Here is an 11830-nt window from a genome sequence, read left to right as displayed (position 1 = left end):
AGATCAAGCGGGGCCGTACGGGGTCATGCGGGGTCGTACGGGATCGTGCGGGGCGGCGCTCGGCTAGGAGGCGACGAGCCACAGCTGGTCGAGATTGGCGTTGCACTGGTTGCCCTGCTCGCAGGACAGCTTGATCTCGTTGACGCCCTTGGTGAGCTCCACGTTGGCGTACGTGGTGGCCCAGCCCTTGGCCCAGTCGCCGGCGGCGGCGTGCGCGAAGTTCTTCATGTTCATCGGGCGCGACTCGGGCTTGCCGTTGAGCGTTATCGTCGCGTTCGCGTCCGTGCCGGGGACGCCGAAGCGCAGGTACAGCTTGTACGAGCCGGCCTTGGGCACATTGGCCTTCCAGGTGACCGAGGCGCCCACGGTGTTGAAGTTGCCGACGAACGCGCCGCCCGTGCCCTTGGCGCCCGGCACATTGGTGCCGACCTGCGCGGAGCCGCCGAGCGTCAGCGTCGCCGCGTCGCCCTTGGGCAGCGGCGCCGGAGCGGAGTCCGACGGCGAGGGGCTGGTGCTGGGCGTCGAGGGCTGCCCGGACGTGGAGCTGCCGGGCTTGGCGGCGTCGTCCTTCTTGTCCTTGCCGTCGTTGTTGCTGGCCAGGGCGACCGCGATGCCGATGACGACGGCCGCGACGACCGCGACCGCGCCGATGAGCAGCCCCTTGGTGTTGGGTCCCCGGCCACCGCCGCCGTTCTGCTGCGGGGGCGGACCCTGCCGGGGCGGGACGCCCCCGGGGTAGTTCTCGGGCGCCGCGTACTGCGCGGCCGGCTGGCCGTAGGGCTGCTGCGCGGGCCCCTGCTGCGGCCCCTGGTACTGCTGGGGCGGCCCCTGGTACTGCTGCTGGTGCGGGATCGGGTTGTACTTGCGCTCACCGACCGTGCGCACCTGGTTGTACGACGTCCTGGGGACACCGGGCTGCTGCCCCACCGTCGGACCCGGGTAGCCGTAGCCGCCGCCGGTGCGGGGCGGGGTGGCACCTGCTGCCTGCCCGTCCTCGTACAGGTAGCCGAACGGATCGTCGTCCTCGGGGGTGTTCGCGCCGTCGTTGCCGGGCGTCGTCATCCGGGGTCACTCCTCACTGTCCGCCAGCCGTCGCCGACCGGCCGAGCCTACCCCGAACGGACCGCTGCCCGATTGGGCCCCGGTCACACCTGAGCGGCGGCCGGTGCCTCAGCCCGCCCGGCGGTGGACCTTGGAGCGGGAGCGCTTCTCGATGTACATCCGCTGGTCCGCCGAGCGCAGGACCTCTTCGACCGACATTCCGCAGCTGGCCCAGCCGATGCCGAAGCTGGCCCCGACCCGGACCGCCCTGCCGTCCACCCGGATGGGCGGGATGATCGCGTTACGGAGACGGACGGCCAGGTCGGCGGCGTCGGCCGCGCCGAGCCCGTCGGCCAGGACGACGAACTCGTCGCCGCCGAGCCGGGCCACGGTGTCGCCGTCGCGCACGCCGGTGGTCAGGCGGCGGGCGACCTCGATGAGGACGGCGTCGCCGGTGTGGTGGCCGAACCTGTCGTTGATCGACTTGAAGCCGTCGAGGTCGCAGAAGAGCACCGCGAGCCCCTTCGTGCCGTCGTCGATCTCACTGCCGGGGGCCACGGTGTGGACGTGGTGGTCGTAGGGTCCGCCGCCGGGCAGCGCGTCGAAGTCGAAGCCGTCCGCGCGGAAGGCGTGGCCATGCGCCTCCGAATCGGCGCCCGAGGGGCCGCCGTAGGCCGCGTCCAGACTCTCGGCCGCACCCGCGGGACCTACGGAGTGCGGCCTCGGACAGAGCCGGGCCGACAGTCTCGCGCGCAGCTCGGCGCTGTTGGGCAGTCCGGTCAGGGCGTCGTGGGAGGCGCGGTGGGCGAGCTGGAGCTCGTGCCGCTTGCGGTCCTCGATGTCCTCGACGTGGGTGAGCAGGAAGCGGGGTCCGTCGGCGGTGTCGGCGACCACGGAGTTGCGCAGCGACACCCACACGTACGTGCCGTCGCGCCGCCCGAGCCGCAGCTCGGCCCGGCCGCCCTCGGCGGAGGTGCGCAGGAGCGTTCCTATGTCCTCGGGGTGCACGAGGTCGGCGAAGGAGTAGCGCCGCATGACGGACGCGGGCCGGCCCAGCAGCCGGCACAGCGCGTCGTTGGTGCGCAGCAGGCGCCCGTGCTGGTCGCCGCCCATCTCGGCGATGGCCATGCCCGAGGGCGCGTACTCGAAGGCCTGCCGGAAGCTTTCCTCGCTGGCGCGCAGGGCCTGCTGCTCACGTTCGAGGCGGACGAGGGCGCGCTGCATGTTTGCGCGCAGCCGCGCGTTGCTGATCGCAATCGCGGCCTGGGACGCATACATCTGGAGCGCTTCACGCCCCCAGGCGCCGGGCTTGCGTCCGTTGCGGGGTTTGTCGACAGAGATGACGCCGAGGAGTTCCTGGGTGCCGCCCGAGGAGTACATCGGGGCGTACAGCCGGTCCTGCGGGTGCCACTCGTCCTCGAAGCGGGGATCGGGGCCCTCGGTGTACCACTGGGGGACGTCGTCCTCCAGGAGCACCCAGCCCTCGGTGTACGGAATGAAGCGCAGCCCGTCCCAGTCCTCACCCATCGCCAGGCGCCGCTCCCATGAGGTGCGCGAGCCGACCCGGCCGGTGATCAGCGCTTCCGCCGCCGCGTTGCCGGCGAAGGCCGCGACGACCAGGTCACCGTCGGGGCGTACGAGATTGACGCAGGCCAGCTCGTAGCCGAGCCCGGCGATGACGCCGTCCGCGACGGTCTGCAACGTGTCCGCAAGACTGCGGGCCGTATTGAGCTCCCCGACCACCTGGTGCAGCTGCCTCAGGGTCGCAAGACGGACGTAGGGCTCCGACTCGGTCTCCATTGCTCGCTCTCCCCGAGACCTCGACAGCAACTCCTGGCTTCAGATCGGCATTCCTTTTCGCACTGTCCCGCCACTGAATCACAGCGAGCTGTCTAGCCGGTACACAGGGTCAACAATTACTGCCCTCTGTGACTCAAGTCACAGCAGATGATGGGGGGTTGGCCGTTCTTTCCGCCTTTGCCCCCTACCTTTCCTGAACGCAAACTGAGAACGAGCGGACAGTGAGCCGGGAATGACAGACCCCGGGGCGCCCCGGAGCGCCGACGCGCCTTTCGGCGGCGGCCCGGATCGGCCCGGAGACCTAGGTCCCGGCTGGTCCCGGGGCCCGATGTGGCCCGCGGTGGCAGGAGACTAGCGTTCCGCTTGTGTTCCAGACACCCCTCACCGCCGCCGTTTCCGCACTTGCCCCAGGGACCCCTCATCCTGTGGGGGTGAGCAATGACGATTTCCGCGCCGCTATGTCCCGCCTCGCCGCGGGCGTGGTCCTGGTGACCGCGCACGACGCCGACCACGGGCCGCGGGGCGAAGACGTCGGCATGACCGCGACGGCCTTCCTCTCGGTCTCCCTCGACCCGCCCCTCGTCCTGGTCTCGCTGCGCAACGGTTCGCGGATGGACGACCTCCTGGCGGAGCAGCCGCTGTGGGCGGTCTCCCTGCTGTCCGAGAGCCAGCGCCACATCGCGGGCCGGTTCGCGATGAAGGGCCGGATCAGCGACCGGCTGCTCTTCGAGGACATTCCCTACCGCAGGGGCGAGGCGAGCGGCGCCCCGCTGGTCGGCGGCGCGCTGGCGACCCTTGAGTGCCGGACCGAACAGCGCGTCGAGGCGGGCGACCACACGCTGGCCATCGGCCGCGTCCTCACCACGGACCTGCCGAGCATGGAGGGCGGCCCGCTGACCTACTTCCGGGGCAAATACCGGCAGTTGGGCTAGGGGGTGTCTGGTGGATCAGGGTCGCACCCCCGGCCATGGTCCACCAGACACCCCCTGGTCCTGGGCTACCAGTCCTGGCCCGAGCGGCCCTTCTTCGTCTGGGCGCGCTGCTTCTTCTCCCGCAGGCGGCGCTCGTTGATGCCGCGCGGGATCTTCGTGGCGCGGCGCGGCTTGGGCGGCGGCGCGGTCGCCTCGGCGAGCAGCGAGGCGAGCCGCACGGCGGCGGTCTCGCGGTTGCGCCACTGCGAGCGGTGCTCGGATGCGCGTACGGACACGACGCCGCCCACGAGGCGGCTCGCGAGCCGGTCCAGCGCGCGGGTCTTCCAGACCTCGGGCAGCGCCTCGGTGCGCGCCAGGTCGAAGCGGAGCTCCACCTGGGAGTCGCTGGTGTTGACGTGCTGGCCGCCGGGCCCTGACGACCTGGAGAAACGCCAGATCAGCTCGGCCTCCGGGAGGGAGACGGAGCCACGGATGACATAGGGCCCGGACATGACATCCATGGTGACGGCTGCCCGGCACCGCGTCACCCTCTTTTCCCCCGGTCGGCCTGCGGCTTCGCCCTTGACGGACCCTTGGCAAAGAAAGCAAAGCGGGATGGAACCTCTCGGTCCCCTGCCGACGTTAGGAGGAGTGACGGTAGCTTCGGGACGGCTCGAAGCCCGCACCACACGACCACCAGACGACGCAGACGCAGAAGACGAAGGGGACATCCCATGGCTGTAAGCCTGTCCAAGGGCGGCAACGTCTCGCTCACCAAGGAGGCCCCGGGCCTGACCGCCGTCACGGTCGGCCTCGGCTGGGACGTCCGCACCACCACCGGCACGGACTTCGACCTCGACGCGTCGGCCATCGCCGTGACCACGACGGGCAAGGTCTACTCCGACGGCCACTTCGTGTTCTTCAACAACAAGTCCACGCCGGACCAGACCATCGTCCACACCGGCGACAACACCACCGGCCAGGGCGAGGGCGACGACGAGGCCATCAACGTCAACCTCGCGGGCCTGCCCGCCGACGTCGACAAGATCGTCTTCCCGGTCTCCATCTACGACGCCGAGTCCCGCTCGCAGAACTTCGGCCAGGTGCGCAACGCCTACATCCGCATCGTCAACCAGGCCGGCGGCGCCGAGATCGCCCGCTACGACCTGAGCGAGGACGCCGCGACCGAGACCGCGATGGTCTTCGGCGAGCTGTACCGCAACGGCGCGGAGTGGAAGTTCCGCGCCGTGGGCCAGGGGTACGCCTCGGGCCTGGCCGGCATCGCGCAGGACTTCGGCGTCAGCGTCTGAGACCCCGCGACTGAGGTGCCCCCGGCGTTCGCGCGCCGGGGGCACCTTCTTGTGCGCGCGCAGGGCGCCGGTTGCGGGGTGCGGGGCACCGGCACCGGCACCGGGCCCCGACCCGGCACCGGGCAACCGTGCCCGCACCCGCACCCCGCAACCGGCACCTCGCAAAGCCCCTCCACCCGGGCCGCCCCACGTGTCCACCTGTGCACATCCGGTGCACGCGTGTCGATGAAACCGTCACACACCATCCGGATTCTGACGCTCAACTCGCTTGCCCGAGGCCGGATTTGATCGGTGAGCGAACACCGTCGACCCCCTTTCGGACACGATCCGGTCAAATACTTGTCGCGTCACTGTCAAGAAGTGGTCATCGACTGGCAGTCTCCAACTCGCCCCCACAGAACGAGTGAAGGAGACCACCGAGTGCGAACCACTCTGCGTGCCGCCGCTCTTGCCGCATCCGCCGCCATGGTCGTCGTCGGCGTACAGGCCGGCTCCACCGCCGGCGCCGCCGACCGCGTCACCGGCGCGACGGCTCTCGACCTCAGCACCGCCCAGCGCGCCGACGCCCTGCGTACGGCCCAGGACGCGGCGCCCGCCGCCGCCCACGAGCTCGGGCTCGGCGCGAAGGAACAGCTCGTCGTCCGCGACGTGATCAAGGACGCCGACGGCACCGTTCACACCCGTTACGAGCGCACCTACGACGGCATGCCCGTCCTCGGTGGTGACCTCGTCGTTCACACCGCGAAGACCGGCGCCGTCAAGGGCGTCGACAAGGCGACCGACGCGAAGATATCCGTCGCCACCACCGCCTCGCTCAAGGCCGCCCCCACCGGCTCGCGCAAGGTCGTATGGGCCGCCTCGGGCGAGCCCGTCCTGGCCTACGAGCGCACCGTCACGGGCACCCAGCCCGACGGCACGCCGAGCCGCCGCGACATCGTCACCGACGCCACCACCGGCGCCCAGCTCTACTCCCACGAGGAGATCGAGACGGGCATCGGCACCAGCGAGTACTCCGGCAAGGTCACCCTCGGCACCACCAAGAGCGGTTCGACCTACAGCCTCAACGACGCCGCGCGCGGCGGACACAAGACGTACGACCTCAAGGGCGGCAGCTCCGGCACGGGCACGCTGTTCACCAAGTCCACCGACACGTGGGGCAACGGCTCACCGTCCAACCGCGAGACGGCCGCCGTCGACGCGCACTACGGCGCCGCCGAGACGTGGGACTTCTACAAGACCGAGCTGAACCGCAACGGCATCGCGGGCAACGGCAAGGCCGCCTACTCCCGGGTCCACTACGGCAACGCGTACGTCAACGCGTTCTGGGACGACAGCTGCTTCTGCATGACGTACGGCGACGGCGAGGGCAACAAGAAGCCGCTCACCGCGCTCGACGTGGCCGGCCACGAGATGAGCCACGGCCTGACCGCCGCCACCGCCAAGCTGAACTACAGCGGGGAGTCCGGCGGCCTGAACGAGGCCACCAGCGACATGTTCGGCACCTCGGTCGAGTTCTTCGCCAACAACGCCACCGACAAGGGCGACTACCTCATCGGCGAGAAGATCGACATCAACGGCAACGGCACGCCGCTGCGGTACATGGACAAGCCGAGCAAGGACGGCGCGTCGGCCGACTACTGGTCGAGCGGCGTCGGCAACAAGGACGTGCACTACTCGTCCGGCCCGGCCAACCACTTCTTCTACCTGCTGTCCGAGGGCAGCGGCGCGAAGACGATCAACGGCGTGAGCTACAACTCGCCGACGTACGACGGCTCCAAGGTCACCGGGATCGGCCGGGTCAAGGCGTACAAGATCTGGTACAAGGCGCTCTCGACCTACATGACCTCGACCACCAACTACAAGGCCGCGCGCACCGCGACCCTGAAGGCGGCGGGTGACCTGTACGGCACGACCAGCACCGAGTACAAGACGGTGGCCGCCGCCTGGACCGCCATCAACGTGAAGTAACACCCGCTCGACCCACACAACATGCTCAACCCGCTCAACCCGCTCAACCCGCTCAACCCGCTCAACCCGCTCAACCCGCTCAACCCGCTCAGCCCGCTCAACCCGCCTGGTTCTACGGGGAGTTGCGGGAAGTCAGGCACCGTCCGGCTTCCCGTCCCCGTAGAGCCAGGTTTTCCATACCTCCGTGAGCCGCTTCCCCGCCTCCTCGTCCACGAAGCGGATGAAGTCCTTGGTCGAGGCGTTGGCGTGCCGGCGCACCCGGGGCCAGTCCTTGAGCAGCGCGAAGAACTTCTCGTCGCCGACGGCCTCCCGGATCTTGTGGACGACCATGGCGCCGCGCACATACACCGGGCGGCCCGACACGTCGGCGGCGGTCGGCGGGGACGCGGGCGGATACGCCCAGATCTCGTCGCCGTCGTCCTTGGCGTACTCCGTGTCGAAGCGCTCCCGCGCGCTCGGGCCGCCGTGCTGCTCGCTCCACAGCCACTCCGAGTACTGCGCGAACCCCTCGTTCAGCCACATGTCGCGCCAGGTGGCCGGGGTGACGGAATCGCCGAACCACTGGTGGGCCAGCTCGTGCACCAGGGTGCTGACGTCGAACTGGTCGAGCGGCATCACCGGCCGGTTCTGCGTCTCCAGGGCGTAGCCGGCGGACTTCGTGGGTGCGACGACCACGCCGGTGGAGGAGAACGGGTAGGGCCCGAAACGCTCCTCCTCCCACGTGAGGATGTCCGGCAGCTGGGCGAGCACCCCGGCGGCGCGCTCCTTGGCCGCCGGGTCGATCGCGGCGTAGACGGGGATGCCGGACTTGGTGGTCTTCTTGTCGTCGATCTCGTACGGGCCGATCGCGACCATCGCCAGATAGGTGGCCATGGGCTCCTTGACCCGCCAACTGAACGCCGTGCGGCCCCCGTTGTGGACCGTGGACGCCAACTCGCCGTTGGACACCGCGCGCAGCCCGTCGGGGACGGTCACCTTGATGTCGTACGTGGCCTTGTCGCTCGGGTGGTTGTTGGACGGGAACCACGCCATCGAGCCGGTGGGCTCGCCCAGCGCGAGCACGCCGCCGCCGGGCTGGGTCAGCCAGCCCTCCTTGGAGCCGTCGGCGTCCGTGATGGTCCTCGGCCTGCCCGAGTAGCGCACCCGCGCCGTGAACGTCTCGCCCCGGGTCAGGTCCTCGTGGGGACGCAGGGTCAGCTCGTCGCCGGCCCGGCTGACGGCGGCGGGCTCGTCGTCGACGGTGGCGTCGCGCACCCGCATGCCGGCGAAGTCGAGGTCGAACGCGCTGAGGTCCTTGGTGGCCCGGGCCACGATCGTGGCCCCGCCGGTGAGGATCCCGGACGCCGGGTCGTAGTCCAGGTCGAGGCTGTAGTGCTCGACGTCGTAACCGTCGTTGCCGAGCCGGGGGAAGAGCGGGTCCCGGGTGCCGAAGGCGCCCGGGGTGCCGCTCACGCCGCCTGTGCAGGACGTGACGGCGAGGGCGGCGAGCAGCGCGGCGGCGAGGCGTCCGCGACGGCCGCGGCGGGCCCCTGGCCCCTTCGGCGCGGTCCGCCGCTCCGGTCGTTTGTCCACGTCCGTGATCCTACGGGCGTCCCGGTGCCGCGCTGGTGAGCACCGGAATTTCCCCCCCGCGCGGCCGGGACTGCTTCCGCAGCGCGGCGACGCCGGCTCGCGCGAACGTCTCGTCGAGGACGCCTCTGGACGCGCCGGCCACGCCGGGTTCCGGGCCGGGTGCCGGTTCCGCGCCGGGTGCCGGTTCCGCGCCGGGTGCCGGTTCCGCTTCCGGGCCCGGCCCGGGCCCGGTGTGCGGGGGCACGCGCCGGCTGCCATGCGGGCGCGGGGACCCGCGCGAACCGGGGCGGCACCCGTACACACGGGTGCACCCGTACGCGGGGCGGCGCCCATACGCGGGGGTGGCACCCGTACGCGGGGCCGGGGGAGCCGCCATGACACCATCGACCCGTGCTCGACATCGGCTACTCCCTATCCCGCCGCTTCCCCGACCCCACTCGCATCGACTACCGAACCGCGGACGTTTACACCCTGCGCCACGACCTCTTCTGCGGAGACGTCTACCTCGCCGACACCAAGGCGGACCGCGAGGTGTCCACAGCCTGGGGATGGGTGCCGGTGCTCGACTTCGCGTGGGCGCTGTGCGACACCGTCGAGCTCCTTGACCGGGACCCCCTGGGCTCCCGCGCCGCCCGGCCCCAGTACGCCGAGATCGACTTCACCGAGTCCTCCGACCGCATGCTCTTCGCGCGCCGCTTCGGCTGGGTGGACGTCGAGGCCGACTGGATGCCCGGCGACGAGGAACCCCTCACGTTCTCGCACACCGAACTGCGCCGCGAGGCAAGGGACTTCCTGCACGATCTGATCGCCGACCTGACCGATCTGCACGAGGACCTGGGCGAGAACCCGGTCATCTGGGACCTCCAGGCCCGCTTCCCACGCGTCGACTGACGGGCCGGGGGCCGGCCCGGGCCACGCCACCCCTGCGGCCCCCACCCTCACGCCTCCACCCGCACCCCCACCTGCGCCGCGAACGCCGGGGCCAGATCGAGGAGTTGGGCCGGGCTGATGACCGCGCCGGCCAGGCGTTCCACCCCGCGCGCGATGTCGAGCAGGGTCGCCCCGCGCAGATCGACCTGCGTCATCCGCACGCCCGTGAAGTCCGCCCCGCGCAGTTCGCAGCCACGGAACTCCACCCGGGTCAGCTTGGCGCCGCCGAAGTCCGGCTCGGCCAGCACGCACCCGTCGAAGACGACATCGCGCAGCTCGGCCTCGCGCAGATTCAGATAGTCGATCTTGCCGCCCTTGACCAGCACCCGCTCCAGTACCGATCCGTGCAGCTGCACTCCGCCCATCCGGACGTCCCGCACCTCCACGTCGCGCAGCTTGGCCCGCGCCATGTCCGTGCCCACACCGCGGATCCCGGAGAGCACCGAGTCGATGAATCGGGCTCCACTCAGTTTCGTATCGTCCAGGACGCAACCGTAGATGCCGCAGTCGAGGAAGCGCGCGCTGGGCGCCTGCTGGCGCGCCAGGTCGAGATCCCTGAACTCAAGCCCGTCATAATCACCCTCCGGCTCCAGCTCACCCGCGCCGAACGGCGCCAATGGTGGCAGGCGCACCTCTGCCCTGCGGGCACCCGCGCCGGCCGCCGTCTTCTTCGCACTCCGTGCCGCTGCCATGTCCCCATGCTGGACCATGACACTGACAATCACCCCTGCTCGCGACCGGGGGAACCCCTCACTCCGGACATTTCTGCCCCGGACATGTCACATTCTCGCCACGCGGCCCGAGCGGCGGCACGGCGCCCGCCGAAGCGACAGCTACCCCAATCCGCCGGTCGCTTGACCACCGAGCCCGCTCAGCGCGCCGTCCGTAAGGCGGTACACCGTCCACTCGTCCTGCGGCCGCGCGCCCAGCGACTCGTAGAAGGCGATCGTGGGGGCGTTCCAGTTCAGGACGGACCACTCCAGCCGCTCGTAGCCCCGGGCCACGCAGATGCGGGCCAGCTCCGCCAGGAGGGCGCGTCCGTGGCCGCCGCCACGCGCCTCGGGGCGTACGTACAGGTCCTCCAGATAGACGCCGTGCGTCCCGCGCCATGTGGAGAAGTTCAGGAACCAGATCGAGAAGCCGACCGGGGCGCCCGTCGCGTCCTCGGCGAGGTGCGCGAAGGCCGCGGGGCGCTCGCCGAACAGGGCCTCACGCAGCTGGGCCTGGGTGGCCCGGGCCTCGTCCGGGCACTTCTCGTAGGTGGCGAGCTCACGGATCATCGCGTGGAGCACGGGTACGTCTGCGGGGGTCGCGTCGCGGATCATGCCCGCACACTAAGGCGCCCGGGCCCGGCGCCACCGGCGCGTTCCGCCCAGCGGACAGCGCCCTTCCGTTCACGCGGCCTCCGCCCCGGATGTCGGTCCCGGCGACCGCCCCGCCCGCGTGCGTGAATCGGGGCATGAGGCTCCGCTCCCCGGGCACGCGGCCGGCCCGTGCCGTCCTGGGCTATGTGCGCAGCGCGCCCGGCACCTACCTCTGGCTGGCCGCGCTGTTCGTCACCACCATCGCCCTGCGTCACATGTCACCGGAGTTCGAGGCGGACTTCCTGCGCCAGCGCTCCACCAACATCCACGAGCTGTCGGCCAACCCGCGCCGGGTCCTGATCGCCAGCGCGTTCTGGATCGACGGGGGCAGCTGGCTGCCGTACGCCGTCCTGTACACCCTCTTCCACGCCCCGGCCGAGCGCTGGCTGCGCACCTGGCGCTGGCTGGTTGTCGCCTTCGGTACGCACGTGGCCGCCACCTTCGTCAGCGAGGGTGCCCTGCTGTGGGCGATCCGGCACGACTACGCGCCGCACACGGCCGTCAACACCCTTGATGTCGGCGTCAGTCACGCCCTGGCCGGAGTCGTCGCGATTCTGACGTACCGGATCGCGCGACCGTACCGGTACCTCTATCTGCTCGCCGTCCTCGCCCTCTACGGCGCCCCGCTGCTCGACGGGCGCACCTTCACCGATCTCGGCCACTTCGCGTCCGTACTCATCGGTCTCGCCTGCTATCCGCTGACCCGGGGGCGGGGCGGCGCGCCCTGGGACCCGGCCGACAGCGCCCGCGCGGCCGCGGGGTGGGCCCGGGGGCGGTCCGCGCGGCGGCCGACATCGCGCCGCCGCCCTCGAAACGCACGCGCAACGGACAGCGCGGGTCTCCGTACGCGGAAAGGTCGTCGGCGTTTCCGGCGCGCCCACGACGGTTTCCGCACCCTCCACAAGGGCGGCGACTCGGCGGCGTCCGGCGCGGT

Annotated in this window: 10 protein-coding genes and 1 pseudogene; 5 read left to right on the top strand and 6 right to left on the bottom strand. The window is 70.9% G+C overall.

Annotated elements, in window-relative coordinates; translation table 11 throughout:
• Positions 1–63 precede the first annotated feature (63 nt).
• Both ABR738_RS22625 and cdgB read right to left on the bottom strand, forming a co-directional pair.
• Positions 64–1062, bottom strand: a complete 999-nt coding sequence (locus tag ABR738_RS22625) for a CBM35 domain-containing protein (protein ID WP_350231797.1) — start codon at positions 1060–1062, stop codon at positions 64–66.
• A gap of 108 nt (positions 1063–1170) precedes the next feature.
• The gene (gene cdgB, locus ABR738_RS22620) at positions 1171–2841 is read right to left on the bottom strand and encodes a diguanylate cyclase CdgB (RefSeq protein WP_350231796.1); all 1671 of its coding nucleotides are present in this window, start codon (positions 2839–2841) and stop codon (positions 1171–1173) included.
• 458 nt (positions 2842–3299) lie between these two features.
• Here cdgB and ABR738_RS22615 point away from each other — a divergent pair, with 458 nt between their 5' ends.
• Positions 3300–3773 carry a flavin reductase family protein gene (locus tag ABR738_RS22615; protein WP_502964236.1) on the top strand — a complete coding sequence of 158 codons (474 nt, stop codon included), beginning with the start codon at positions 3300–3302 and terminating at the stop codon, positions 3771–3773.
• A gap of 65 nt (positions 3774–3838) precedes the next feature.
• Here ABR738_RS22615 and arfB read toward each other — a convergent pair whose 3' ends face one another.
• On the bottom strand, positions 3839–4273 hold the full coding sequence (gene arfB / locus ABR738_RS22610) for an alternative ribosome rescue aminoacyl-tRNA hydrolase ArfB (protein ID WP_350231794.1): 435 nt from the start codon (positions 4271–4273) through the stop codon (positions 3839–3841).
• Between the two features lie 213 nt (positions 4274–4486).
• On the opposite strand from arfB, the gene ABR738_RS22605 reads away from it, so the two are divergent.
• Both ABR738_RS22605 and ABR738_RS22600 read left to right on the top strand, forming a co-directional pair.
• The gene (locus ABR738_RS22605) at positions 4487–5062 is read left to right on the top strand and encodes a TerD family protein (RefSeq protein WP_350231793.1); all 576 of its coding nucleotides are present in this window, start codon (positions 4487–4489) and stop codon (positions 5060–5062) included.
• Between the two features lie 465 nt (positions 5063–5527).
• Complete coding sequence (locus ABR738_RS22600) at positions 5528–7030, top strand: M4 family metallopeptidase (RefSeq protein WP_350234692.1); 1503 nt, start codon at positions 5528–5530, stop codon at positions 7028–7030.
• Positions 7031–7162: 132 nt separating this feature from the next.
• Here ABR738_RS22600 and ABR738_RS22595 read toward each other — a convergent pair whose 3' ends face one another.
• Entirely contained in the window at positions 7163–8602 is a 1440-nt protein-coding gene (locus ABR738_RS22595) for a M1 family metallopeptidase (RefSeq protein WP_502964126.1), read from the bottom strand.
• A gap of 390 nt (positions 8603–8992) precedes the next feature.
• Between ABR738_RS22595 and ABR738_RS22590 the strand changes: the two genes are divergently transcribed.
• Entirely contained in the window at positions 8993–9493 is a 501-nt protein-coding gene (locus ABR738_RS22590; RefSeq protein WP_350231792.1) for a hypothetical protein, read from the top strand.
• Between the two features lie 47 nt (positions 9494–9540).
• Here the strand turns inward: ABR738_RS22590 and ABR738_RS22585 are convergent, their stop codons facing one another.
• Together ABR738_RS22585 and ABR738_RS22580 are read right to left on the bottom strand one after the other, a co-directional pair.
• Positions 9541–10224, bottom strand: coding sequence for a pentapeptide repeat-containing protein (locus tag ABR738_RS22585; RefSeq protein ID WP_350231791.1), 684 nt, complete (start codon positions 10222–10224; stop codon positions 9541–9543).
• 141 nt (positions 10225–10365) lie between these two features.
• Positions 10366–10857: a GNAT family N-acetyltransferase gene (locus tag ABR738_RS22580; RefSeq protein ID WP_350231790.1), complete on the bottom strand. Its 492-nt coding sequence runs from the start codon at positions 10855–10857 to the stop codon at positions 10366–10368.
• Between the two features lie 134 nt (positions 10858–10991).
• Between ABR738_RS22580 and ABR738_RS22575 the strand changes: the two are divergent.
• Positions 10992–11639 (top strand): annotated as a pseudogene (locus ABR738_RS22575) (rhomboid-like protein); the annotation flags it as partial.
• Positions 11640–11830: the final 191 nt, after the last annotated feature.

Source organism: Streptomyces sp. Edi4, from assembly GCF_040253615.1.
Lineage (GTDB): Bacteria > Actinomycetota > Actinomycetes > Streptomycetales > Streptomycetaceae > Streptomyces.
Note: the sequence above shows the minus strand (reverse complement) of the source record. Positions and strands in the feature narration are given on the sequence as shown.